The organism is Caldalkalibacillus salinus, assembly GCF_016745835.1.
GTDB classification, from domain to species: domain Bacteria; phylum Bacillota; class Bacilli; order Caldalkalibacillales; family JCM-10596; genus Caldalkalibacillus_A; species Caldalkalibacillus_A salinus.
The window spans coordinates 403,419-428,140 of sequence record NZ_JAERVL010000001.1 but is presented as its reverse complement, the minus strand read 5'-3'; the positions used below and the strand labels follow the sequence as shown (position 1 = coordinate 428,140).

Annotated in this window: 25 protein-coding genes; 4 read left to right on the top strand and 21 right to left on the bottom strand. The window is 44.1% G+C overall.

The window, feature by feature from the left end:
• Positions 1–20: 20 nt before the first annotated feature.
• On the bottom strand, positions 21–1,274 hold the full coding sequence (gene hflX / locus JKM87_RS02030) for a GTPase HflX (RefSeq protein WP_202078034.1): 1,254 nt from the start codon (positions 1,272–1,274) through the stop codon (positions 21–23).
• Between the two features lie 52 nt (positions 1,275–1,326).
• Entirely contained in the window at positions 1,327–2,268 is a 942-nt protein-coding gene (gene spoVK, locus JKM87_RS02025; RefSeq protein ID WP_236838502.1) for a stage V sporulation protein K, read from the bottom strand.
• A gap of 560 nt (positions 2,269–2,828) precedes the next feature.
• Between spoVK and JKM87_RS02020 the strand changes: the two genes are divergently transcribed.
• The gene (locus JKM87_RS02020) at positions 2,829–3,482 is read left to right on the top strand and encodes a YczE/YyaS/YitT family protein (protein WP_202078030.1); all 654 of its coding nucleotides are present in this window, start codon (positions 2,829–2,831) and stop codon (positions 3,480–3,482) included.
• 232 nt (positions 3,483–3,714) lie between these two features.
• On the opposite strand, the gene JKM87_RS02015 is transcribed toward JKM87_RS02020, so the two are convergent.
• The 6 genes from JKM87_RS02015 to JKM87_RS01990 all read right to left on the bottom strand — a co-directional run bounded on the left by JKM87_RS02015 (position 3,715) and on the right by JKM87_RS01990 (position 9,487).
• Entirely contained in the window at positions 3,715–4,812 is a 1,098-nt protein-coding gene (locus JKM87_RS02015; protein ID WP_202077366.1) for a copper resistance D family protein, read from the bottom strand.
• Positions 4,809–5,486: a copper resistance CopC family protein gene (locus JKM87_RS02010; RefSeq protein WP_202077364.1), complete on the bottom strand. Its 678-nt coding sequence runs from the start codon at positions 5,484–5,486 to the stop codon at positions 4,809–4,811. Before JKM87_RS02010 ends, JKM87_RS02015 begins: the two co-directional genes overlap by 4 nt.
• Before the next feature lie 340 nt (positions 5,487–5,826).
• On the bottom strand, positions 5,827–6,279 hold the full coding sequence (locus JKM87_RS02005) for a PTS sugar transporter subunit IIA (RefSeq protein ID WP_202077362.1): 453 nt from the start codon (positions 6,277–6,279) through the stop codon (positions 5,827–5,829).
• A gap of 57 nt (positions 6,280–6,336) precedes the next feature.
• The gene (locus JKM87_RS02000) at positions 6,337–7,719 is read right to left on the bottom strand and encodes a PTS fructose transporter subunit IIC (protein WP_202077360.1); all 1,383 of its coding nucleotides are present in this window, start codon (positions 7,717–7,719) and stop codon (positions 6,337–6,339) included.
• A gap of 29 nt (positions 7,720–7,748) precedes the next feature.
• Entirely contained in the window at positions 7,749–8,687 is a 939-nt protein-coding gene (pfkB, locus tag JKM87_RS01995; RefSeq protein ID WP_202077358.1) for a 1-phosphofructokinase, read from the bottom strand.
• A complete protein-coding gene (locus JKM87_RS01990) occupies positions 8,684–9,487 on the bottom strand; it encodes a DeoR/GlpR family DNA-binding transcription regulator (protein ID WP_236838500.1) in 804 nt (267 codons plus the stop codon). Before JKM87_RS01990 ends, pfkB begins: the two co-directional genes overlap by 4 nt.
• A 231-nt stretch (positions 9,488–9,718) precedes the next feature.
• Here JKM87_RS01990 and JKM87_RS01985 point away from each other — a divergent pair, with 231 nt between their 5' ends.
• Entirely contained in the window at positions 9,719–10,591 is an 873-nt protein-coding gene (locus JKM87_RS01985; protein ID WP_202077355.1) for a DegV family protein, read from the top strand.
• A 46-nt stretch (positions 10,592–10,637) separates the two neighbouring features.
• Here the strand turns inward: JKM87_RS01985 and JKM87_RS01980 are convergent, their stop codons facing one another.
• The 9 genes from JKM87_RS01980 to JKM87_RS01940 all read right to left on the bottom strand — a co-directional run bounded on the left by JKM87_RS01980 (position 10,638) and on the right by JKM87_RS01940 (position 19,974).
• Positions 10,638–12,143 carry a tripartite tricarboxylate transporter permease gene (locus tag JKM87_RS01980; protein WP_202077352.1) on the bottom strand — a complete coding sequence of 502 codons (1,506 nt, stop codon included), beginning with the start codon at positions 12,141–12,143 and terminating at the stop codon, positions 10,638–10,640.
• A gap of 53 nt (positions 12,144–12,196) precedes the next feature.
• Positions 12,197–12,799, bottom strand: a complete 603-nt coding sequence (locus JKM87_RS01975) for a tripartite tricarboxylate transporter TctB family protein (protein ID WP_202077349.1) — start codon at positions 12,797–12,799, stop codon at positions 12,197–12,199.
• A gap of 72 nt (positions 12,800–12,871) precedes the next feature.
• Entirely contained in the window at positions 12,872–13,903 is a 1,032-nt protein-coding gene (locus JKM87_RS01970) for a tripartite tricarboxylate transporter substrate binding protein (protein ID WP_202077347.1), read from the bottom strand.
• 113 nt (positions 13,904–14,016) lie between these two features.
• Entirely contained in the window at positions 14,017–14,697 is a 681-nt protein-coding gene (locus tag JKM87_RS01965) for a response regulator (RefSeq protein WP_202077344.1), read from the bottom strand.
• 2 nt (positions 14,698–14,699) lie between these two features.
• The gene (locus JKM87_RS01960; RefSeq protein ID WP_202077341.1) at positions 14,700–16,295 is read right to left on the bottom strand and encodes an ATP-binding protein; all 1,596 of its coding nucleotides are present in this window, start codon (positions 16,293–16,295) and stop codon (positions 14,700–14,702) included.
• Positions 16,296–16,539: 244 nt separating this feature from the next.
• Positions 16,540–17,616 (bottom strand): M42 family metallopeptidase, encoded by a 1,077-nt coding sequence (locus tag JKM87_RS01955; protein ID WP_202077338.1) that lies wholly within the window; start codon positions 17,614–17,616, stop codon positions 16,540–16,542.
• 29 nt (positions 17,617–17,645) lie between these two features.
• The gene (gene mgtE / locus JKM87_RS01950) at positions 17,646–19,010 is read right to left on the bottom strand and encodes a magnesium transporter (protein ID WP_202077336.1); all 1,365 of its coding nucleotides are present in this window, start codon (positions 19,008–19,010) and stop codon (positions 17,646–17,648) included.
• Between the two features lie 149 nt (positions 19,011–19,159).
• Positions 19,160–19,531, bottom strand: coding sequence for a fluoride efflux transporter CrcB (gene crcB, locus JKM87_RS01945; protein WP_236838556.1), 372 nt, complete (start codon positions 19,529–19,531; stop codon positions 19,160–19,162).
• 41 nt (positions 19,532–19,572) lie between these two features.
• On the bottom strand, positions 19,573–19,974 hold the full coding sequence (locus JKM87_RS01940) for a fluoride efflux transporter FluC (protein ID WP_236838499.1): 402 nt from the start codon (positions 19,972–19,974) through the stop codon (positions 19,573–19,575).
• A 241-nt stretch (positions 19,975–20,215) separates the two neighbouring features.
• Here JKM87_RS01940 and metA point away from each other — a divergent pair, with 241 nt between their 5' ends.
• Complete coding sequence (metA, locus tag JKM87_RS01935) at positions 20,216–21,124, top strand: homoserine O-acetyltransferase MetA (RefSeq protein WP_202077330.1); 909 nt, start codon at positions 20,216–20,218, stop codon at positions 21,122–21,124.
• A 186-nt stretch (positions 21,125–21,310) separates the two neighbouring features.
• On the opposite strand, the gene JKM87_RS01930 is transcribed toward metA, so the two are convergent.
• From JKM87_RS01930 to JKM87_RS01915, 4 genes are all read right to left on the bottom strand, one after another.
• The gene (locus JKM87_RS01930) at positions 21,311–22,078 is read right to left on the bottom strand and encodes a DUF3891 family protein (RefSeq protein WP_202077328.1); all 768 of its coding nucleotides are present in this window, start codon (positions 22,076–22,078) and stop codon (positions 21,311–21,313) included.
• Positions 22,079–22,103: 25 nt separating this feature from the next.
• Positions 22,104–22,517 carry a DUF309 domain-containing protein gene (locus JKM87_RS01925; protein ID WP_202077326.1) on the bottom strand — a complete coding sequence of 138 codons (414 nt, stop codon included), beginning with the start codon at positions 22,515–22,517 and terminating at the stop codon, positions 22,104–22,106.
• 82 nt (positions 22,518–22,599) lie between these two features.
• A complete protein-coding gene (locus tag JKM87_RS01920; RefSeq protein WP_202077323.1) occupies positions 22,600–22,929 on the bottom strand; it encodes a hypothetical protein in 330 nt (109 codons plus the stop codon).
• A 332-nt stretch (positions 22,930–23,261) separates the two neighbouring features.
• A complete protein-coding gene (locus tag JKM87_RS01915; RefSeq protein WP_202077320.1) occupies positions 23,262–23,612 on the bottom strand; it encodes a HesB/IscA family protein in 351 nt (116 codons plus the stop codon).
• Positions 23,613–23,885: 273 nt separating this feature from the next.
• Between JKM87_RS01915 and JKM87_RS01910 the strand changes: the two genes are divergently transcribed.
• Complete coding sequence (locus tag JKM87_RS01910) at positions 23,886–24,413, top strand: YwhD family protein (RefSeq protein ID WP_202077317.1); 528 nt, start codon at positions 23,886–23,888, stop codon at positions 24,411–24,413.
• The last annotated feature ends 309 nt before the right edge of the window (positions 24,414–24,722 follow it).

Here is a 24,722-nt window from a genome sequence, read left to right as displayed (position 1 = left end):
TACTGTCGCATCTGCTGATTTTATTGATGACGATGGTAAGGCATTATCTCATGCTCAAGTGAATGTCCCACGGGTAAATACACGGTAAAGTAATAGCCTTCATCCTGATCAGACCATTCTTCTTGAACGACGAAACCTTGCTGCCGTGCCCGGGCCATCAGGCCACTCACTTCGGCTGGTAAAAAGAGTTCATACTTAATCATATGACTTTTACAAGCGTCTTCTATCGTGTGACGAACACGCTGAATATCTTGGTCTGATAGGGTAGATAAATAGAGATCATGCTGATTGACAATCAGTTCATCTGAAGGCGTAAGATCCTTCTTATTATATATCCTCACGGTCGGTATGGCCCCAGCCCCTAGTTCCTCTAAGTGCCTCTCGACGACTTCAATATGTTTGAATAGTTGTGGATCTTGACTGTCAATGACATGTAAAATGAGATCCGCCTGGACCACTTCTTCAAGCGTCGAGCGGAACGCTGCCACGAGTGAGGTAGGAAGATCCTGTATAAAACCAACCGTATCTGTGACTAACACCTGATAGCCTGACGATAGTTTTAAACGTTTGGTCGTTGGGTCTAATGTGGCAAATAACTGATCCTCTACATAGGTATCTGCTTCCGTTAAGCGGTTGAGAAGCGTGGACTTACCCGCGTTGGTATAACCGACTAGAGCCACTTGAAAGACGTCGTTTTTCTTTCTTCTATCTCTGTAACGTTCTCGATGGGAGACGATTTTAGCTAAAGCATCTTTAATTTCTTTCATCCTTCTGCGTATGTGACGCCGTTCCACTTCCAGTTGGGTCTCCCCTGGTCCTCTCGTCCCGATACCGCCTCCGAGACGAGACAAGGCCAATCCCTTCCCCACAATACGAGGCAGTAAGTACTGATACTGTGCTAGCTCTACTTGCAACTTCCCTTCCTTAGATCGGGCACGCATCGCAAATATATCTAAAATGAGTTGAGTGCGGTCAATGACCTTACACGGTAGATATCCTTCTATATTCTTAGCTTGACTCGGTGAGAGCTCATCGTTAAAGATGGCCACATCAATGTCTAGCTCTTCTATCACGGCTTTCATTTCCTCTAGCTTTCCTTTGCCGATATAAAAAGAGGGATCGATACGCTCTCTTTTTTGCGTTACAGTTGTCACGGCCTCAGCTTGCGCCGTTTGCGTTAATAAAGAGAGCTCATGTAACGAGCTCTCTACTTGTGCTTCCGTTTGATTTGGACGTATACATCCAACGAGCATTGCCGTTTCTTTCTCATTCATGACCAAGTGTCCGTCTCCTTTGTCTTTCATATTCTTCTTATCTTACCATAAATTATTTGGATAAAGGAACAAAATCCCCTGCAGACAGGGTCATCAAGTCATTCTTGGTATTATGAGAGTGGTGTAGCAAACGAACGGCATGCTCGCGGATCGCTTTTTCTATTAGATTACGGACCATCCGAGCATTAGAAAAGTTCTTCCCTGGCTTACGCATCTCCTCTGCTATAAACTGACGAATCTTATGTTTCGCCTGGGACGATAACTGATATTCTCTCTCACAAACCATCAATTCGGCGATCGCCAACAGCTCTGACACCGTGTAATTCTTAAAAGAAAGCTGTATAGGAAAACGTGAGGGTAGCCCTGGATTTGACGCTAAAAAATAATCCATTTCATCAGGGTAACCGGCGAGGATGAGCACAAACTCATCTTTGTGGTCTTCCATCGCTTTCACCAAACAATCTATTGCTTCCTTGCCAAAGTCTTTTGTACCTCCACGCGCCAGAGAGTAGGCCTCATCAATAAATAAAATACCGCCCAGCGCCTTTTTTACGAGTTCTCTGGTCTTCTGTGCCGTATGTCCAATATATTCTCCTACTAAATCCGCACGTTCCACCTCTACAAGGTGTCCCTTAGATAAAACATTCATTTCTTGAAAAAGATGACCTAGGATTCTAGCCACCGTCGTTTTCCCTGTACCAGGATTACCTTTGAACACCATGTGCAAGGTTTGCTGAGAGCTTTTTAATCCGAGTTTCTGTCTCTGTTGAGTAATGTGTAGCCAAGCGTATATCTCATAAACAAAATCCTTTACATGCTTAAGTCCGACAAGACGGTCTAATTGATTCATGACCTTATCTAAAGCAAGGTGTTGATGATGGTCGTAATCGAGATGGTGCTGACGGTGAAGGGCGTAAGGGGTGTCTGATGTAGTTTCTGTTGGAAATGTTACGTTAATCTGACCTGATTCACGCTTAATGACAGGTCTAGTCAATGTCTTTCACCTCTCTTGTTCCGATGTACCATTACTATACGCAAGTGCCTAGCGTTTGGTGAAAAGAAGCTCGAAAATAACGAGCCAAAAGAGGCTTACTTTTGACGTTTACCTCATTAATACGCATGGTGACATCATCAGGACACTACTATTTATCTCCCTAAAAAAAGGACCTCCAACAGGGTCCTTTTTGCGTATGAGACATGCATATCAACAACACACTGGGGCTGTCTTTAAACCCACATAAACGCAAGGATGGATGCAATAAGTAAAACGACAAAGACCAGAATTAAAAACACAGCATGGCCGAAACCTTCTCTTCCTTTAATTGCCATAAACGATCCCTCTCTTTTTTTAAGTAGTGTATCCCATATGGGGCCAATTATCAGCCTTAGACGTTATTGCTATATTGGGGTTGATTTTAAGGTAGAAAGGTGAGAAGATAACTCTGGTATAAGGATATTAATCATGATCGATGGTTTTACATCATGAATGATATTAGTGAGCGTTTTGTCAGACTCATATCATTTAAAAAAATCCAGAAGGGAGTGATCATGATGATGCGTTTGAGCACAAAAAGGTTTTGTATGTTTGTTATTGGCATTCTCATACTCACGCTTGGCATCGCATTAACCATATTGTCTGAAATGGGTACGTCACCTTTTGATGCTCTGCTTGTCGGCTTATTCCACACGATCGGGCTCACCGTCGGCAGCTGGGAAATCATTATTGGCCTAATCATGATCTTCTCTAATGCATTAATACAGAAGCAAAGACCTGAATACTTGGCCCTATTAACAGCGTTTATCACAGGGGCAGGTATCGACTTTTGGCTGTTTATACTAGACCAATGGGTACAACCGATCAGCTATGTGAGTCAAATCGCTGTTCTTTTACTAGGGATGGTCATCATGGGAATAGGAACGGCCACTTATCTCAAGTCGGATTTTGCGCCCATTCCTTTAGATCGTATGATGCTCATTCTGCGTCAAATGACAGGGATGACCATCACGGTCTCTCGTACAATGATCAATGTGGCCCTTGTGCTTCTGGCTCTCCTTTTCCAAGGGCCAGTCGGTATCGGCACACTGCTCATTGTCGCCTTTAGTGGTGTCTTGGTTCATCTTTTTATGAATGTGCTAGAACGGTTAGAGCAGTCAAAACAGTTAAATGCGGTACAAGACACCGTGCAGAGGGAGTCCGTCTCCGGTTAGACAATGAAGGCACAAGACGTATTGGTGCAGCCCTCCCCATATAACAGAACGTTCTGTACAGCTGTATCCCCGTATTCATGGACTGTTATTCCCGTTGGATACAGTGGTGGCTTTTAAGTAAAAAGAAGAGGATGTCTCTAAGTTGAACGACCAACTTGAGACATCCTTTTTTTCGTTAGATTCGCTATCAGCGTGATTGTTAGTACTCTTCTTATCTCTTTCGTCTATTTCTTTACTGTACACTGAACATGAGAGCCATGTACCCGGTCACGACAAAGGCAAGCCCAAATCCAAGTGAGAAAAGGGCTGGGAACCGTCTGATAAACCCTGCTATCATGCCGCCTAAGCAGATCAAGGCGAATACGCCTAATCCGAGACTCATCCCGCTCCACCCTAAGCTCAACATCATATTCGGCTCAATATATCCGTTATATACGAGCCAAAAAAGGTTGGAAGGGCCTTCTGTTGAGATCACCATATCAATGTTATGTGGTGGTGATTCCTGACCAAGCGTAGCCGTAACTGAAAATATGAGTAGGATGATCAGACTTTCGACGCGCATCCATGAAAAAGGCTTAAATGTCGCGTCTTGCTCTAGCCTTCTTCTCATTAAGTAACCGTTAATAAAGGCGAATGTTAACAACGGCACGAATAGAATGTGTTTAATCAATAACGCTTGACCATAAGGAATAACCCAAGACTGGATATAAATATCCGTGCTGTTTAGGTCAAGGCTACTCATGAGTGCAAACCCGGCTACAATCGTGACGATCACACAGGTCACTGCCAAAGGGTGAAACCATTTCAAGAATGCCATCATGTTGGCGTTATCCCGAGCCCACCAACCGACAACCAATAAGAGCCCTACCCACACTGAGATGGCCAGTACGTGGGCACTTTGGGCCACAAACCCTAATTCTCCAGCATAAGATGTGGCGTGGCTGGCCCAGCTAAAGGATAATATCAGCAAGAGGCTGAAAAATAAGCCCATAAAAGTCACTATTTCGTTGTTGTCTTGCTTACTAAGAAGCACAGTAAGAAAGAGGGTGACACACAACAAGGCGGTGATAATCCAGGCCTCACCGACTTCAAAAGACGTAAGCACAGACTTAAAAATGGTCCAGAAGCCAAAATCACCCGCATACATGAGGACGATCTGCAATAACGGTGCAAAAGAAAGGAACATCACGCCAGCAATCGTGATCAATTGCACACGTTTAGGGATGTGAATGCTCGGTATTTTGTCTGCTGGAATGACTGGAATGATAAAACTTGCCGTTAGGATAGCAAGACAAAGATACAAGAGTGTATCCAGAACAATATAGATCATGCACGACGACCTCTAAGGGTAAATAGCAATCCAGCAACAATAGCCACGAATACGACAATTCCTACCCACGAAAAGCTAGAGCCTTCTGCATTATTCTCACCTTCAAGTTGTTCTTCTCCAGCTATAGAATCTTCTGCTTCGTCTTCAGGTTGTGCTTGTTCATCATTTTGAGCCGGCTCATCAGTAGACTCTGTTTCCTCACTGTCTTCTGATACCCCTTCTTGATTTGGTGACTCATCCGGCTCTTGTCCCTCTTCCGTTCCTTGAGCCGTGTCATCTTCTGTCTGAGCTTCGTAGTCAACTTCAAAAGGGAAAGATCCCGTCACACGGTGACCATCCAACCCAATGATATCCCATTCGAGAGTATAGGCACCTGAAGATAACGGTTCGGAGAAAGTACCTGTCATCGTGTCATCACCGACGTCAATATTCTCAGGTTCAATGTTGTTGCCTTGCTCATCCACTAAGTAAAAAGTGCTAACATTTTCAATACGTGTTTCGAAGAACAGCTCAATGGTCTCTAATGGCTCCTCAACCACTTCCCCTTCCTGTGGGTTTGATGTATCTAGATACGTATGCGCAGTGGCTTGTTGTGGCAAAATTGAGCCGGCAAGAATCACCGTAAAAAGTGCGGTCATCCAAAAGATTATTTTAATAGGTCTGTTTCGCATCATGTTAATTTCCTCCAATTTCCAAAACATAAAAATTTTCCTACAAATGTCACAATATTTCCTACTTTTTAGAGTACTGTTGTTATACTTAAAACGACCTCTCCTTACCTACGTATCGTCCCCTTTCTACTATGTCAATCTCATCCTCTCATAACATACTAAAAATTGAGATTATCGTAAATGATATTGCTCTAAACAACCTCTATCACTAGGCTAGCATATCATACTCTTCCACGTTGCTATAAAATATGAAAAATGTTAGACACTTCCACACAAAAAACCAGCCGTTTTTCAATATCCACGGCTGGCGTTTTTCCGTTTTTTCGCACATGTTCATACATGTTTAAGCTTCTTGTAAGACTTGTAGGACCTCTTGGCTGTTTTTGGCTTTGTTTAATTTTTCTCTAAACTCTTCATGAATGAGTTTACGTGATAGGGTAGATAGGATCTGTAAGTGCTCGTTACCTGCTTGTGATTCCGGTACGGCAATCAGAAAGACAATAGATACAGGGACACCATCAAGTGACTGCCAGTCAACAGGTTCTTCTAACTGGGCAAAGGCGAGGCCGGGTTCTGTCACGCCACTGGATTTTCCGTGGGGAATGGCCACACCGAAGCCGATGCCTGTCGTCCCCTCGTCCTCTCGCTTCAGTACTGCATTGACGTAGCTTTCTGCGTCGTTTATTTTACCTTGCTTTTTTAACGCATTGGTCAATTCTTTTATACACGCGTCCTTCGCATTTGTTTGTAGTGAAAGTAGGATAGACTCTTCTGTTAAAAGATCAGCTATATTCATGATTCAGTGACTCCTCTCAAATATGTGTTTAAAATGTGTGTTTGGATGGATTGATGGCTAAGCTGCCGCCCGTTTGTTATTTAATTTCTTTAGTACATTGACGACTACCGCTGTGACTACCGTGCCTATGATAATAGCAAGACCATATAAGAGAACATTGCCAACAGCATTAGGGATCGGTAGTACGAATATCCCTCCATGGGGTGCTCTAAGGGTTGCACCGAAAAACATAGATAACGAACCGGTAATGGCTGAGCCGGCAACGGCGGCGGGAATAACACGTAATGGATCTGCTGCTGCAAATGGAATAGCCCCTTCAGTGATAAAGGATACTCCAAGCACACCGGCCGCCTTACCTGCTTCTTTTTCCTCATTTGAGTATAACTTTGGGGCTAATTGAGTGGCTAGCCATAAACCGAGTGGGGGTGTCATCCCTGCTGCCATGACGGCGGCCATCGGCGCATACATCTCACTCCCTAATAATCCCACGGCAAAAGTGTATGCCGCTTTGTTCAATGGCCCCCCCATGTCAAATGACATCATAGCACCTAAAATGAGTCCAAGTAAAATCGCGTTCGTGCCTGTCAGCCCCGTTAACCAACCTGTAAGACCACCCATAATCATTCGGGCCGGTTCACCGATCACGTAAACCATCAGCAGCCCAACGATGAGCGATGATAAGAATGGAATAATGAGTACAGGCTTAAGCCCCTGGAAGTTCTGGGGAACTTTGACGTAATCTCTCACCCATTTTGCCACATAACCTGCCAAGAAACCTGCAATAATCCCACCAAGGAATCCTGACTCGAGCTGTGACGCTAACATCCCTCCAATGAGTCCTGGTGCAAGACCTGGCTTATCTGCAATAGAATAAGCGATAAAACCAGCAAGAACCGGGACCATTAAGGCGAGCGCTGCACCGCTACCGATATCCATTAATGCTGCAGGTAGTGTGCCTTCCTCTTCGAATGCGTCAATACCAAAAATAAAAGAAAGAGCGATAATAAGTCCACCAGCTACGACGAGTGGAATCATGAAAGACACACCGTTCATTAAGTGCTTGTAAGGGCCTTTTCTTTCTTTATTGTTTTTTTCTTTCGTCACCTCTACTTCCTTCACAACATCTTTTTCCTCAGGTTGTGCAGCTAAGGCACGATCAATCAGTTCGTGAGGGTCCTTAATCGCTTCGCTGACAGGTACGGAAACGATGGCTTTCCCTTTGAAGCGCCCCTCGTCGGCATCTGTGTCGGCTGCCACGATGATGGCGTCCGCTTCCTGAATATCCTGTTCGGTGAGCCCATTTTCAACACCGACACTTCCACGTGTCTCCACTTTAATGTCTATGTTTTTTTCTTTTGCTGCTTTTTCGAGAGATTCTGCTGCCATGTAAGTATGGGCGATACCCGTCGGGCATGCAGTCACCGCTAATATTTTTTTCAAGGTCGTCACTCCTCTCTATTATTTGCGCGTTATATTTTCTTCATTTGCACATCACGGAGTCGCGCTCGTGTTTCTTGTAATGTACAAACTTGTGTCCCCGGTTTGGAAGCTGTAAGCGCCCCGGCGCTCGTTGTCCATGCGGCAATGTCTTCCAAAGTCGCACCGTTTTGTATCGCGTACGCTAAAGCCCCAACCATCGCATCTCCTGCCCCTACCGTGCTCACAGGCGTGATAGGAAGTGCCTCTATTTTCAAAGCATAAGAATGATTCAATAAGATCGCCCCTTCTTCCCCTAAGGAGACGAGTACGAGGTTAACCCCGTTAGACAGAATGTCTTGCCCTGCACGGACGATCGCTTCAAATGTTTTTAAAGGTGTGCCAACGAGTTGTTCCAGCTCATATAGGTTAGGTTTAATCGCATATGGTTCCGCTTTCAACCCTTCCACTAAAGCTTGGCCGTCTGCGTCCAATATGGTTCGGACACCCCTTGATTTTGCTTGGTAAATCATTGTGCCATACATCGTATGCGGGACACCTTGCGGCAAGCTCCCTCCTAACACCAACAAGGACGCTTCATTTAATAATTGTTCGAGCTTCTGCTCCAAGGACGTCAGGTCTGCTGTTGTTAAATCACAACCGCTTTCATTTATTTCTGTCGTTAGTCCCTGTGCTTCATCTACAATCTTAAGGTTTGTTCGGGTTTCACCACCTACGCTAACAAAGTCTAAATTGATGTTGGTTTGTTGTAAACGTTGTAATAACTGATCACCATGGGTCCCTGCAATGTACCCTGTTGCTGTCACAGGCGTTTGAAAATGATCGAGCACCCGAGCAACGTTAATGCCTTTACCTCCAGGGTCAATCCTGACGTGCTTCACACGATTCAGCCCCCCCAGTTTAAGTGTGGGTACAGTGACTGTTTTATCCAATGCAGGGTTAAGGGTCACCGTAATCACTTGTTCACTCATGTTGTCCCCTCCCCTATTGCGTTGACGATGTGCATGTCAACGCCTTGTTCCTCTAGTTGTTGCACCATGTGATTTGGTACGCCACTATCTGTGATACAGGCATCAATATCTTGTAAGCCTGCGACCTTAGCAAAACTTACTTTGCCCACTTTGCTATGATCCGTCAGCACCAGGACTTGTTTGGCTGCTTGCATCATGTGGTATTTCGTCTCAGCTTCAATTAAATTAGGCGTCGTCAGTCCTTCTTCCAGATCTAGACCATTGGTGGCGATAAACCCTTTATCCACCCGTATCATATGCAAAGCTTTATTCGTCACGGGACCCACGAGAGATTGGGTTTCTCTCCGTAACGAGCCTCCAAGTACGATGACGTCAATGCCTTCATTCAACTGTAGTTCCTGAGCAATGAGTAAGGAATTTGTTACAACGGTAATGTCTGTAAACGATTTCAACTCGGGTATTAAATGGATCGTTGTTGTTCCTGAATCTATTAAAATCGTATCGCCATCTTCAATAAATGTGGCCGCGAGCTGAGCGATGGCTCTCTTTTCAGACTTATAACGCACTTCTTTTTCAGTGACCGAAGGCTCAAAGTTAACACTCTGCAGTGAAACGGCTCCACCGTGCGCCCGTTTTATTTTTCTTTCTTCCTCAAGCTCTTTCAGATCTCGTCGTATCGTGGATTCGGATACTTGAAAGGATGCACTCAGGTCTTGAACAGACGCCCTACCATTCTGGTTGACCAATTCTATGATTTGTTTCTTCCGTTCTTCTCCGTAAAGCATGGCATCATCCTTCATTATTATCAGAATTATTCGTATTTTTTCTCATTCATGACCGCTTTTTGATTAATCTAATAACATTTATAATCATATGTGGTCATTTGTGATTATTTATGATTATAAATGACCGTTTTCGACACGTCAATGATTGATTGAGCTTTTCCTGCTGTGAACCTTATGGTAATATGCATAGTGAGGAAAACGGTTGTATAGGAATCAGAAATATTTGTACAAGAAATGGGGAGAAAGATGAACAATCAACCACCACAAGAAGAAACCAAAATCGCCTGGATTACAGACAGTACAAGCTCATTAGATGAAGATTTCATTAAAGAGAATGACTTACATGTTGTCCCGCTTCATATTATTTTTGGGGATCAGGTTTACCGTGAGAATATAGATATAACAGCAGATGAGTTCTATGAAAAATTGCGCCACTCCGATGTTTTACCGAAAACTTCCCAGCCGACTTACGGCGACTTTATCAACGTCTATGAAAAAATGAAAGACACATACACACATGCCATCGCTGTACATTGTAGCTCCAAATTAAGTGGTACATATCAGAGCTCCTACTCAGCGGCTCAATCAGTGGAAGATCTTACAGTCGAAGTAATCGATTCTAAAATAGGCTCATTTCCCTTAGCAGAAATGATTAAAACGGGGGTTGAACTCACAAAGCAAGGTGAGTCGTTCCAATCAATCGTTCATCATATATCCGCTATGAGTGATCGGGTCAAAATGTATTTTGTACCAGAGAATATGGAACAATTAAAGCGAAGTGGCAGGGTCACAGGTTTACAGGCTTTTATAGGTAGCCTGCTAAAAATGAAGTTAATGCTTAAATTCGAAGACGGTGCTGTACTCGTGGAAGAAAAAATTCGTACAGCGAAGAAAGCGAAAGCCAAGTTATTTGAGACCTTACAAATGGCCACAGAGGATACATTCATCAAGAAAGTAGGCGTGTTACACGCAGATAACCTCACAAAAGCAAAAGAGTGGAAGACAGAGCTCGAAGCCATGTTTCCGAACATACAGTTTGTGACGATGCCCTTCATCCCTGTTGCAGGCACACACACAGGGGATAAGACAATGGGACTTGCGTGGATTGAAGAGTCCTAATGATGACTAAAAAAATCGCGGGATTCCCGCGATTTTTTGTCAGTCTTTAAGCTTTCATCTCAATATTAGCCTTTTGCTTGCGCTTTATCATCTTATTGATAACTGGAATAAACAACGAAAGAAGCGCTAGACCGAGTAACGTCACAGAAATCGGTTTGTGAATAAAAACCATCCAATCTCCTTGAGAAATCTGTAGAGCCTGACGCATGGACTTTTCCATAATATCTCCCAAAATGAGAGCGAGGATGAGAGGGGCGGCTGGAAATCCATACATCCTCATACCAAACCCTAAAAGCCCAAACCCTAGTAGCAAACCTAAATCGAACAGACTGAAACTCAAGCCATATACACCGATCATACAGAAAACGATGATTAGGGATAATAACATGGCTCTTGGAATCTCCAAGATCTTAGCAAACAACGGAATGAGGGGTAGATTTAATAGTAGCAGGAATATGTTCCCGATATACATGCTGGCAATCACGCCCCAAAAGACATCAGGACGATCCTGGAACATGAGTGGTCCCGGGCTTACGCCCATGATAAGCAAGGCCCCTAGTAATACTGCCGTGGTCCCTGACCCAGGGACACCCAAGGTTAGTAAGGGAACAAACGAGCCACTACAGGCGGCATTGTTCGCCGCTTCAGGAGCCGCTACTCCCTTGACATTGCCTTTTCCAAACGTGTCTCCGTCCTTGGCGATGCGCTTCTCCACAGAATACCCTAAGAAGGACGCGATTGTAGCACCTGCCCCCGGTAACACGCCCGTAAAAAACCCTAACACGGAGCTCCTGATGACGGGTGGTCCCATCTCTTTCACTTCGCGCTTGTTTAACTTTAAAGAGCCTATATGATGTTGGTTTTGTTTTTGACCGCCGTTTACTAGCATGACGAATACCTCTGCAAGGGCAAAAATACCGAGCGCAACGATAAGAAATTCAATGCCTTCATATAATTGAGACACGCCGAACGTATACCTCAGGGTCCCTGTTTGTAAATCAATACCTATTATAGAAATCATCACACCGACAACGGCAGCGATTAATCCTTTGACGAGTGACTTATCTGATAGTGAAACGACAGCGGTTAATCCTAGTACCATCAAGGCGAAATACTCGGCCGGACCAAAACTAACCGCAAACTTAGCTAATAGAGGGGCAATCAACATCAGACCAAAGATACTCACTGTCCCTCCAACAAAGGATGAGTAAGCTGCAATGGCTAAGGCTTTTCCCGCTTGTCCTCGTTTGGCGAGAGGGTACCCATCAAATGATGTGGCCACAGTGCCGGCAACCCCCGGTGCATTGAGGAGAATGGACGAGGTTGACCCACCAAAGATGGCCCCATAATAGACCCCTGCCATAAGAATGAGGGCCGATGCAGGGTTCATCCCAAACGTAATGGGGATCATGATGGCAATGGCACTCACCGGTCCTAAACCTGGTAACATGCCAATTATCGTCCCTGCAAGAACGCCGATAAATACAAAAATGAGATTCTCCCACTGAAGGGCTACACTAAAGCCGTAAAATAAACTGTCTAGTGTTTCCACGTCTCGTACCTCCCCTCCCTACATAATGTGTAATATAAACATGACATGATTGTTTAAATTGTTAACGGGCCTTGTGGTAAATAGATATTAAGCGCCTTGGTGAGTACGAAATAAAAGATAAGGGATACAGATAAGGCCACAGCCAGATTGATGAGATGTCGACGATAGCCAAAGAAGTAAGTCGTACCAAAAAGAAATATACCCGTACTGAGAATAAAACCCAGTCTTTCGAACAAGGCGATGTATAACACCGTGAATAACACTGTACAAATGACTTGCATATAAGGTTGTTGCCAACGGCTAATCGATTCATTGTTAGCATCATGATCGATATGATTCTTTTGCTGCGCTTGATACACACCTTCGTCTGTTGAATCTGTGCTCTTTTGATCTGATTCTGTAATTTTTTGGTCTGTTTGGGGACGACCTTGGTCTTCTTTTAGCGAAACGGTCGCTTTTTCTGTTCGGTCCTTTTCAAAAAATAAGGCGAACGACAGCACCAAAAGCATAAAGCCTAACACTTTTGGAAACAGATCAGAGTCAACAGGAACCGTTAAGTTGAACTGTGGTATATTAAACGCATAAAGTAAATAAGCGATCGATAAAAGAAAGAAAATGATTCCCATCACACGGTTAGGTGTCTTAAGGACCATCATGACTCCCCCCTTTGTAGTGGACCACCCCATTATAGGGGTGATCCTGACTTTACAAGATTAAAATCGAAGAGACTATTCAGTCATACCGATTTCCGCTAATATGTCCTCAAACAATGCGCTCTGCTCATCGAGAAAGGCTTCGAATTCCTCGCTAGTTAAGTAGGCATCCGTCCAGCCAAGCTGATCGCGGGCTTCTTCCCACTCAGGCGTGTCTTGCATTTCTGCAAACAAATTTTCGTAGTATGTCACAGCTTCATCCGGCATATCCTTAGGCGCCATCACACCTCTCCAAAGATCAAAGGTGTAGTCGAAGCCTGACTCTGAAATCGTAGGGGTGTCGGGTAAATGTGGTAGACGCTCAGGGGCTGAAACAGCCAATACTCTCATCTCCCCTGCATCAATATGCTGGGTTGACTCTCCAACACCTGTAATCACCACATCGACATGCCCTCCGAGTAATGAAGTAATCGCTTCTCCACCCCCAGAAAACGGAACATAATTGATTTCCTTGGCCGGAAGTCCAGCAGCATTAACAGCACCTGCAATAGCAATATGGTCCATACTTCCGGGAGCTGATCCCCCTGCTATACTGACGTCTTGTGGATTGTTCTCTAATGCCTCTAGTAAATCGTCAAACGTTTCATACTCTGAATCTTCCTTCACACCAACGATCATGTAATCGGTAATGAGACGAGCAATCGGTGTAAAATCGGTATGATCATATTCAGAATTCCCATTTAGCGGCACTAAGATAATCGGTGGACTTGTGACAAATAATTTGTGAGGGTCTCCTTCGAAACCGGCCATGTATGACCAGCCAACTGCACCGCCTCCACCAGGTTTATTTACCACAGGCAAAGGCTGAGAAGCTAGGCCAGTTGTCTCTAACACTTGTGCAGTTGTACGTGCGAGGGTGTCCCATCCCCCACCCGGATTCGCAGGCGCAATATACTCAACAGGTTTGTCCGGTTCCCATTCCTGTGCCCCTTGTTCAGCCGATTGACCTTGAGTGTCTTCTGTGCTACAAGCGGCTAAGAGTAAGGTCAAACTCAAAAATAAAAGCATGGTTAAAAAATATAAGCGCTTACAAGATATGAATGGCATAAAAAATCCCCCTTTAAGTCTGTTGCTAAAAAGATTAACACCCAGATCTCAAGAGGGAAAGATTATCTCAATAAAAACAATAAGTCGTATAAGCATCATTTTGTTCATTTTGTTCACAGCAGAAAATAACGACGTTCAGGTCGACCTACATCGCCATATATAAGCTCAGCCTTTACCTTCTTAACCCGGACTAAATATTCTAAATATCGTCTCGCTGTCGTTCTGCTCGCGCCAATCTTCTTCCCTACTTCTACAGCGGTTACGCCTCGGTGATGAACAACACTTTTCACTTTTTCTAGTGTCATTGGATCGACGCCCTTTGGTAAATTGTGAGAATGACTTGTAGTTGCCGTTTCTATTCTGGCTTGGTGTAAAATTTGATCCACATCGTCCTGTTCGACCTCTTCTTTTTCGAGCAGCTGTTTCTGTTGGTTAAATCGTTGTAATGTGTCTTTCAGTCGTTCAAACTTAATAGGTTTAATTAAATAATCAAATATCCCTCCTTGAAGTGTCTCTTTGACTGTGTGCACTTCCTTAGACGCGGTTATCATGATGATATCCACTTCACGTTGTTGCTCTTTGATCTGCCAGAATAAGTCCATCCCCGTCACATCCGGGATGTAGACATCTAACAAGATAAGATCAGGTGTATGAGACCGGAGTAATCGTAATGTATCTCGTCCAGTATGTGTCACACCTATGACCTCAAATCCCGGTATTTGTTGGACGAACTGTTCATTAATCTGTCCTACTCTAAAATCATCTTCAACGATTAGCACTTGATACGGAGACATCTTTATCCTCCCTTTTCTTGACGCTCGTTTTTAGGCACAATCACACTAAAGCAAGCGCCGCCTAATTCGCTTTCTTCTAGGATAATATGACCATTTAGCTCGTAAACGGCTTGTTTGACTAGGGCAAGCCCCACCCCTCTGTGGTGGCCTTGCTTGGTTGAGTACCCCCCTGTAAATATCTGTTCCACTTTGTCATCAGGAATGCCAGGACCGGAATCTTCTATCTCGAAGATCAGGTCATGACCTAAGTCTGTGAATGACACCTTAACTCTCGGTTTGCCACGAGTAGATAAAGAGGCTTCAAGGGCATTTTCAATCAGGTTGCCTAAGATTGTTAGCAAGGGTTCTCTCTCCTGTGACTCCGTCTCATAAGTAAGCCGACTTTCTTCATCAATGATCATTTCAACCCCTAATTCATGAGCTCTATTCAGTTTGCCTAATATGATGGCACTGATTAATGGATCAGGTACGTCCCGGACAAGGAAATGCATCCATTGCTGCTGGCACTCACTCTCACGGTTTATAAGGGCGATGGCCTCCTTCTCCTTTTTTAACTGAAGTAAGCCTGATATCGTATAGAGTTTGTTTGTAAACTCATGGGTTTGAGCCCGTAGGGCGTCTGCATACTGTTTAATTCTATTGAGTTCCTGACTGAGACGATCGATTTCAGAACGATCGCGAAAGGAGGACACAACCCCTACAACCTTACCCTCGTAAAAAATAGGAACTCTATTAACGACAACGACGTGATGCCCCAATACCATCTCTGCATGATACTGACTTTGACCTGTTTCCATGACTTCAAGCATTTTCGTTTGGGGCAGGACATCCGTTACATGGCGTCCTAAATAATCATCATATGTAGCGCCATTTTCATGTTTTTGACCCTTGATGAGCTTCTGTGCTGCGTGGTTCATGAGTGTGATTTCACCTTTGTGATTAACAGCCACAATCCCTTCATGTATAGACTGCAGGGTCGCTTCTTTTTGGATATACAGATGGGCAATTTCCTCAGGTTCAAGACCTAAGATCGCTCGCTTAACGTGGGAGGCAATAAAGATGGCGCCCGTTATGGTCAAGACGAGAACCAACAACAGAGTGAACCACAATTCCTTCTTGTAGGTTAGCATCACAGTATCAATATGCTCGATCATGAAACCTACAGATACAATTCCGACGATCTCTCCGTCCATGGAGCGAATAGGTCCCTTGCCCCGTAGCGAGGGACCTAGTGAACCGATTGCGACTGAAGTGTAAAACTCACCCTCTTGTAAAGCGCGCTGATTATCCCCACCCACCATCTGCTTGCCTAATCTATCAGGTAAGGGATGGGCATAACGAATACCATCTGTGTTACCTATGACAATAAACTTTGCACCTGTGGCTTGCCTGATAGGTTCAATAATGTTTTGGATCCTATCTGAGGGGTTTTCCTCCTCAAAAGCCTCCCTAATTTCAGGCATGAGTGCGACAGCATGAGCTAAGTTGAGGGCACGTTTACCGATTTGTTCTTCAATTGTCTCGGTGATAATGAGGTTAACGAAAAGCCCTATTAGTAGCGTTGTTCCGGTTAAGAGTCCACAGATAAGTAAAATCATCTTCAATTTTAGACCGAATCGCAGTTGCCGTTGACGTTTGGGTATCAGTGTGCGCCACCCTTTCGTAAATACTGCCGAGTATGTATTTTCGCACTATTTAAAATTGTACTAGTAAAAGCGCTTTCGCACAACAAGCACTGGAGAAAGTGAACGCTTTGCGTCCAACCTCAAACACAAAAAAACAAACAACGTTGTCCAGTTGAGACATTCGTTGTTTGTTCTCTTAAGGGAGATGCGTATACGCTTAGAGACCTTTTATTTTTTCTACAGCTGTTGCATCTAATTGCTTCGCCACTTGTACGAGAAGCTCTACGGCATGGTCTAAATCGTCTCGATGAACGACCGAAACATGACTGTGGATATACCGTGAAGGCACACTCACAACTAAGGATGGGACACCTTCCAATGTGGTATGGATACGACCTGCGTCTGTCCCCCCGCCTTCCATAATCTCAATTTGGTAAGGTATATCGTTTGATTTTGCAATATCAACGACAAAATCACGCAGCGGTCGGTGCGGGATCATGCTCCGATCTAAGAAACCGATTAACGGTCCGTCTCCTAATTTTGTGTTACTGTCCTTTTCTTTCATGCCTGGCGTGTCGCCCGCGACGCCGACGTCTAACGCGAAACCGATATCTGGGTTGACCTTATGTGTCAAAGTACCAGCTCCACGTAAACCGACTTCTTCTTGCACACTCGCACCGGCAAACACTTGGTTCGGTAACGCGTCTTGTTCCGCTTTTAAACGTTGTAACACTTTAATGGCCACATAACATCCCGCTCTATTATCCCACGTACGCGATAGCAGATGCTTTGGGTTGCCCATCACCTCGAATGGACAGATGGTTGTGATCGGATCTCCCACTTGCACCCCCATTTCCTCCGCTTCTTCTCGACTACCGGCCCCAATATCCACAAACATATGCTCAATTTTAACCACTTCTTTTCTTTCCTCTATGGACAAAGCGTGCGGCGGCTTGGAGCCGATGATACCGATTAAGTCTCCTTTTGACGTCAGGACATGAACCCTTTGGGACAGCATGACGTGCCCCCACCAACCCCCTAACGGTTTTAAGCGCAAAAAGCCATGATCCGTAATGCGACTGACCATAAAGCCCACTTCATCAAGATGGCCAATCATCATGATTTTAGGTCCTTGTTGCCCGACCTTAGCCACAATACTTCCTAGGTTATCTTTGATAACATCATCGGCGTAAGGGGTCATTTCTTGTTGGAATACACGATATATGCGCTCTTCAAAGCCAGGTGGTCCCTGGGTCTCCGTTAGCAATTTCATTAATTGTAAATCTTGATCCATTCTACATCCTCCTATTCATAGTGTGGTCTTTACTCCATCAGGTGACCGAGTAAAAGTGTGGCGATATAAAAGTAAATGAGTAGTCCCAAGATATCATTGATTGTTGTAATAAACGGACCTGAAGCCACAGCAGGGTCAATGTTAAATTTATTGATGATAAGGGGAACGACGGCTCCTGCGAGTGTGGCGATAACCAGTATGAAAAATAGGGAAAGACCGATAACAAAGCCTATTAGCGGCTCCCCTTCTGTGACGACCTGAGATATAATCATGATGACGAAACCGCACACAAGCCCCAATATGACTCCCGTGAACGCTTCTCTTTTAAGCAAGCGCACTTTGGTTTCCTTATTTAGTTTGCCTAATGCTAACCCTCTGACAACGACCGCCAGGGATTGTGTACCCGTATTCCCTGCCATGTCAGCAATCATAGGAATAAACATGGCCAACAGTACCGCACGCTCTAACGTTTCTTCAAAGCTCTTCACTATCGTGGCCGTGATCAGCCCAATAAAAAGTAATAGAATGAGCCATGGAAGTCGTTTTTTAGACGAGTCCCACGCTCCGTTTTCTAAATTGACAGCCCCCTTGGCTGCTGATATTTCCTCGAAGTCTTCTGTCGTTTCTTCTTCGATCACATCGATGACATCATCAACGGTAACGATGCCCACCAGGCGCCCATGTGCAATAACGGGCACAGCTAACAAATCATACTTTTGGATAAGCTGAGCCACTTCCTCTTGATCTTTTCGCACATCAACGGCAATCACTTTTGTTTTCATCATTTCCTGTATCTGCGTGTGCAGAGGGGACGTCATAAGTTCCCTTAGGGACACCACACCTACTAAACGCTTGTGTTGATCTGTCACGTACAGATAATAGATCGTTTCCGCATCCGGTCCCTCTTGGCGTAGCCGGTGTAACACTCTTTCAACCTTATCCTCTACAGATATCGAGATGAATTCGGTGGTCATCATGGCCCCAGCCGTCTCTTCAGGGTAAGTGAGCAACGTGCTGACTTCCTGCGCTGTGGCATCATCCATCCGTTTTAGAAAAAATCGACGCTTTTCCTTCGATAATTCAGATAGAAAATCAACCACATCATCCGTTTGCATATGGTCTATCACATCGAGTGTGTAATGGTCATCTAACTCCACGATGAGACTTTTCTGTTTCTTACGATGGTACTCTTGAAAGATGTCTGCAAATTCAGATGGCGATAAATAATAGTACACCTTTTGCCTTAGTTCAGAAGGAAAGCGAGACAGGTTGTCCATCTGGTCAGTGGGATGCATATGTAGAAACGCTTGCCGAAATGATTCAATATCTCCTCGGACTAATGCTGCTTGTAATCTATCTCTAACGGACGTGTCATTAGGCTCGTGAGTACTCATGGATTGCCTCCCAGTGTGATCTACGCCTCATCAAATCCCTTCTTCTAATTTACCCTTGTCGCGGTATCCTTATGTAATAAAAAATAAAAGAAAAGCCTATTGCTCAGGGAACAATAGACCAAAGAAACAAGATATGACAATGATGAAATTTAAATCATGAGTCCCAAGTAATAAGCTGTTAAGAAAGCGACGACACTTCCGCCGACACTCAACGTCACATATATTAAAAAAACAACACGACGACGTCGCCGCCACAACGTAAGGGCTTCGACACTAAAGGTTGAAAACGTCGTGAATGCCCCTAAAAAGCCAATACCAAACAGGGCATAAATCATCCTTTCATCGCTAAGCGTGTCTAGTGGAGATATGATACCAACAAAACCCCCTAGCACCAATGACCCGAACACATTCACGGCAATCATTGCTGTGGGAATGGGTGCATGTTGAAAGGACTTCATCCACATCAGACCTAGCGTGTAGCGTGCTATGGCCCCCAAGGCACCGCCGATCATAACCATCATATTCACAGGCACCCCTCCAATTCTTTCTTTAATTAGAACTGTCACTCCGTTCGAGCGTCCTTGGGGGCTCGGTTATGGCCAATCCACTCACCCAGGATCAGACCCATAAGGGCACAGGCGATCCCACCAAAAATAGAAAGGACCACATAGATCATCCCCAGGATCACTGTCTGTTGTGTCAACGCGACAACGTCCAAAGCGAAGGTGGACATGGTCGTAAAGCCGCCACAAAAACCGACGCCGATACTCGCTTTCAGCCACTCTTGCATCTGTCTTGCTAGCACAAAACCTGTTAGGCCACCGAGGATTAAACTTCCCAGAAGATTAACGAGGAGTGTACTATAGAACATGACAGACTCCATAAACATGTTAGAGATCATATAACGCAATAGGGCGCCCACTGCTCCTCCAGTCCCTACACCGATCAAGACTTTGCTATTCAAAAGCACTCCCTCTTTCCATAACGAATGACGGTGCATCTATGTACCGCATACCACCCCACGGTGTTACCAATCATCATTCAGGATTATATCAAAAAAAGAATGTACCTGCCTATGTCATAACGGTGTGACTCATTAATGGAAAATCTTTTAAATTTGTAGCGTTATGATTGTAAGTATGACCAATTCTCCTTATAATGAGAACAATAGAGTAGAGAAGAGGTTGTAGAGAGAGGGAGAGACCATGCCGATTAATATACCTAATACTTTACCTGCCAAAGATATTTTAAGAAAAGAAAACATCTTTGTTATGGAAGAAAGCCGTGCCGTGACACAGGATATCCGACCATTAAACATTGTCATCCTTAATCTGATGCCTGAGAAAATCAAAACTGAAACGCAACTCCTACGCTTGCTTAGTAATAATCCCATACAGATTAATTTCACGTTATTAAGACCTGGGACTCACCAATCTAAAACGACGTCACAAGCTCATCTGGAACAGTTTTACCATACGTTCAGCGATATTAAGCAGAATAAATATGATGGCATGATTATCACCGGTGCACCGATCGAACGCCTCGCTTTTGAAGAGGTCACGTACTGGGAAGAGCTCACGGAGATTATGTCATGGGGTTTAGATCACGTGACGTCAACGTTACATATATGCTGGGGCGCCCAAGCCGGCATGTACTATCATTATGGTATTCCTAAAGTCGAAAGGAAGCAAAAATTATCCGGGGTGTTCGAACATCGTGTGTTAAAACCGACTGTAGAGTTGCTAAGAGGGTTTGATGACACGTTTACTGCGCCTCATTCCCGTTTTACAGAAAATCTGAGAGAGGACATTGAGCAAGCAGAGGGACTAGACTTACTGGCACAATCGGATGAAGCTGGTGTTTACCTAGCCGCAAGTCAAGACGGTAAGCATATCTTTCTAACCGGTCATCCTGAATATGACTGCCTCACGTTACACAATGAGTATGTCCGAGACATCAAAAAAGGAGACAACGTTCAAATGCCCGTTCATTATTATCCCGATGATGACGTGAACCAAAAACCCGCGTATACTTGGCGCGCTCATTCACATCTCCTGTTCATGAATTGGCTCAATTATTATGTCTATCAACAAACCCCCTTCCATTGGAGATAAAAAGTTGGAAGTGAGTGTATACACGAAAACCACCACACTGTGACCACATACTTGTAAACTCGTATACTGGTCCTAGATTGGTGGTTTTTTATTACGCCCTCAACACCTAACACGTCTACTTTCCTTTTAGGAGATGATAACATCATCGGTTGTCCCTGTACTCGTTGGCCTCACCTTTATACAGACTTACCCCGACGTTAATAATACTTCACGTTCTCGGTATGAGGCTGCATGGTAAGCGTCTGCCAAACCGTGTTGCTCAATCTCTGAGGCTGTTAATATTTTTTCCTTAACCGTCACCCGTGTCGGTTCATGTAAGGGAAAAGGCGTGAGCGCAATGGTACTTTCGTCTACCCAACGAGGCATGATATGCTCAAAATCTAGGTGTTCGAACCGCTGACGGAAGCCATTATCCTGCCATCTGAAGTTTTCCTCCTCTTTGTCTACGGTACTCAGGCATATGAATAATGAAAGATGATCACAGAATTGTAATAGGTCATAAAAGGTGTCGATCGCTTCATGGTCATCCTCTTCCCATAACGCTAGCTGTTGGAGTAATCTCCGCTGTCTGGTCCGCTCCTGCTCATAGAAAGCCAGTGCCTTCGAATCCTGTACATCTTCGAAAAATGAAGCGTAGTGCAAACTACATAATAATGCAGCGTATGGGCTTTGTACCTCCACTTCATCTAGCCCCAGACGATAGAATTGAAGCTTCGGGTATAACGGATAGTCCTCAAAAGAGAACGGCGTCTGCGTCTTATCATTCCAAATTGGGGTTTCATCTAGATCAATCCACCCGCGATCGTGCTCGTCAACCGCAATATAAACGTCATCCGTTCGTGAGTCAAACGTCAGTCGTGGGATGTTCATCTGCCTGGCGATTTGTCCCGACGCCTGCGCATGGTCATGTTGTTTGACCAAGTGAAATTGCTGATCATGCTCTAAGATAATCACACTATGACCTCTTTCCTAAATTAAATTAATCCGTTTCAGTATGATGCACTTCTCGTGCAATGTCATGGACCATCGTTCTTAGCTCTTCATCTACAATATCAATCGTGAGATCGTAAAATTCAAAGGGATGGGTCTTCAGATAGTAGAGCTTCTGTAAATAGTCATGTGCTTCGGCCCTTATTTTACCCACGTTAATGCCTCTTTTAATCTCTTCATATGGGGCAAGTTTCTCCACTGCACCTTCTAATAGCAAAATAGCGCCTTGGGGATTATGCCAGCGAAAATGATACAATCCCACTGCCACTTGAAGTAACCCCTGGTAAAAACGGTCACGTTGGGTCTCGAACCATAATTCTTCTAAGACATCGTGACATTCATAATAGTCTCTCGTGATATTAAAATGATAAAGAAACAATAAGTACAAATAATGGTAAGCCATTCGCTCACACCCCATCCTCATAAAAGAAGACTCACGACTCAGACGTATATTACCTATATTCTGTGTCTCATGTCATGGTGCATTAAGCATCATCGTTAAAGTTGGACAACAGTTCCCGAGCCTTGTTGACCTCTTTTTTGTGGACATCGACTCGAACGGTCGTCATCATCACAGGATTCGCTTGGGCTCCCCTAGACATGCCTCTAGGTGATAAGGTCTTCATTCGGCACTTGACCCCATTGTTACGTAGGAAGGCAAACCTTGCTTGTGCACGTTGAATGGTCCTACTAGACGCCTCATATACAGTCACCCACTCTTTTTGATCTTGACGGACTAGAAAAATGCCGACAATGACAAGGGCCACGAGCAATAGTCCACTATAATCCTGTAGATACGAATCTAGCCCAAACATCCTATACGCCTCCCTCTATTTCACTTATGCCGTTTGTATGTAACATATAACAAGGTTGCCAAGCACGACAACGAGTGACCCCTGTTGCTATGAACGTGACCGACTTCCACATCTTACCTACATTTTAACGCAGACATTAAAGGAATGCTACCGACTCCGACCACTTATACCAGATTAAGCCAACAAAAAACACCCTCAATGGACATTAAGAACATCGTCTCCCATTGAAGGTGTTAAAAACCTTAAAATTAAGGTGTAAAGGCTATACAAATAAGGCAATATCTAAGTAAAGAATACCCGTCACCAATTTTCAAACGGGCGCCAGTGTCCTTCTAGCATTCCTCTGGCTTGCCTTCAGCCTCATTAGTGCGGAAAGAACTTCCGCAACCACAAGATACCGTTGCGTTAGGGTTGTCGATCGTAAACCCGCCACCCATCATGTTCTCTTTGTAATCAATGACAGTACCTGATAGGAACCGTTTGCTGTTCTCATCAACAATAACAGGTATGCCATGTTGCTCTAATTCAGTATCCGTATCATGTCTATCAACATCAAAGCCCATGCCATACGTAAACCCACTGCAGCCTCCTTCTTGGACACCGACACGTAGATAAGGGTTTCCCTCTTCACCTGCTAGCATTTCTTTGATTTTCACACTTGCACTTTCAGTAATCGTTAACATTGTATCTCACCCTCCTCGGGAAAATGAAAATGGTTCAGCTGTGATCATGCTATCAACTTAGCAGCATCTATCAGCTTACGCTACTCATACCCATTCGGTACAATAGTGTAACCCTGACTTGCTATGTGTTTGTACTCATTATAACAAGAGTTGTTTCATCGTTACAAGTCACAAAGCCATTCGTATTGATCGTTTCTCCACCATGCATTTCGGCTTATAATATGGTATGATCGAAATACAATGAAGGTACACGGGAAAGGATGAACGGCGAACATGTTTAACAATAATAGCCAAAAAGGCAATAAAAAAAATAACCAATTTACCATTGTGAGTAGTGATTCCACGGGCGGTCACGGTGGATTCGGTGTTGGCACGCTTAATTTAAATAACTTATCGCCAGTGATCGTAGACGTAGAGGATAAAGAAGCCTACGTTGATTTAGGCGCACTACATGCCAAAAGTGCGATTGAAAAAAGAATTAAGTTCCTACCAAATAAAGATGATGTACCTAATGGCAGACCGTATTGGCTCGTGTGGGTAGCCATTGACAATGGGCCTGAGGGACCCTATTACGCTGGCATCACGGCATGCGAAATGTCCGTTGACACAGAGATCAGACGTGGTTATAAAAATCTGCCTGAACATGTGAATAAGATGGATAAAGCTTTAAAACGTTATATCATGGTGGAACATATGGATGAGTCTTCTAAGAAAGTCTTAGGTGAATTCTTGAAGTCACATGATGAAAACATGTGGGCTCACTCCACCAACGAGCTTAAGGAAGCCCTTATCTCAGAGTAAAGGACACGCATTTTAAAAGGACACGCACTTTAAATGGATACACATTTTAATATAAGTAGAACCAGATTATTAATTATTATCCCTTACCCTTCTATAAACGCTCATCAATTCTAAGATAGATCAGAACAGGCGCCAACCTATGTTGCGCCTTTTTTTATTTTCAGATAACTGACCGATAATTTAACACCCACTTTAAACCTTTAAAATTAGAGACTCGTAATCTTGTGATAATCATGTAAACGTGGCACATAAAAAAACGAGCCTGGTTTGTCCAAGCTCGCTGTAAATTGTGTTACACAGGATAAAAAG

Bases quoted from the DNA above. Each gene is read 5' to 3' on its own strand.
- JKM87_RS01965 (WP_202077344.1), bottom strand. From the start codon at position 14,697: ATGTCTCCGTATCAAGTGCTAATCGTTGAAGATGATTTTAGAGTAGGA.
- JKM87_RS01990 (WP_236838500.1), bottom strand. From the start codon at position 9,487: ATGAAGGATGATGCCATGCTTTACGGAGAAGAACGGAAGAAACAAATC.
- JKM87_RS01975 (WP_202077349.1), bottom strand. From the start codon at position 12,799: ATGATGGTCCTTAAGACACCTAACCGTGTGATGGGAATCATTTTCTTT.
- metA (WP_202077330.1), top strand. From the start codon at position 20,216: ATGCCGATTAATATACCTAATACTTTACCTGCCAAAGATATTTTAAGA.
- JKM87_RS01920 (WP_202077323.1), bottom strand. From the start codon at position 22,929: ATGTTTGGGCTAGATTCGTATCTACAGGATTATAGTGGACTATTGCTC.
- JKM87_RS02020 (WP_202078030.1), top strand. From the start codon at position 2,829: ATGCGTTTGAGCACAAAAAGGTTTTGTATGTTTGTTATTGGCATTCTC.
- JKM87_RS01985 (WP_202077355.1), top strand. From the start codon at position 9,719: ATGAACAATCAACCACCACAAGAAGAAACCAAAATCGCCTGGATTACA.
- JKM87_RS01960 (WP_202077341.1), bottom strand. From the start codon at position 16,295: ATGATTTTACTTATCTGTGGACTCTTAACCGGAACAACGCTACTAATA.
- JKM87_RS01910 (WP_202077317.1), top strand. From the start codon at position 23,886: ATGTTTAACAATAATAGCCAAAAAGGCAATAAAAAAAATAACCAATTT.
- JKM87_RS02015 (WP_202077366.1), bottom strand. From the start codon at position 4,812: ATGATCTATATTGTTCTGGATACACTCTTGTATCTTTGTCTTGCTATC.
- JKM87_RS01955 (WP_202077338.1), bottom strand. From the start codon at position 17,616: ATGGATCAAGATTTACAATTAATGAAATTGCTAACGGAGACCCAGGGA.
- pfkB (WP_202077358.1), bottom strand. From the start codon at position 8,687: ATGAGTGAACAAGTGATTACGGTGACCCTTAACCCTGCATTGGATAAA.
- JKM87_RS01925 (WP_202077326.1), bottom strand. From the start codon at position 22,517: ATGGCTTACCATTATTTGTACTTATTGTTTCTTTATCATTTTAATATC.
- JKM87_RS02005 (WP_202077362.1), bottom strand. From the start codon at position 6,279: ATGAATATAGCTGATCTTTTAACAGAAGAGTCTATCCTACTTTCACTA.
- JKM87_RS02010 (WP_202077364.1), bottom strand. From the start codon at position 5,486: ATGATGCGAAACAGACCTATTAAAATAATCTTTTGGATGACCGCACTT.
- hflX (WP_202078034.1), bottom strand. From the start codon at position 1,274: ATGAATGAGAAAGAAACGGCAATGCTCGTTGGATGTATACGTCCAAAT.
- mgtE (WP_202077336.1), bottom strand. From the start codon at position 19,010: ATGAGTACTCACGAGCCTAATGACACGTCCGTTAGAGATAGATTACAA.
- JKM87_RS01970 (WP_202077347.1), bottom strand. From the start codon at position 13,903: ATGCCATTCATATCTTGTAAGCGCTTATATTTTTTAACCATGCTTTTA.
- crcB (WP_236838556.1), bottom strand. From the start codon at position 19,531: ATGATGGTTATGATCGGCGGTGCCTTGGGGGCCATAGCACGCTACACG.
- JKM87_RS01915 (WP_202077320.1), bottom strand. From the start codon at position 23,612: ATGTTAACGATTACTGAAAGTGCAAGTGTGAAAATCAAAGAAATGCTA.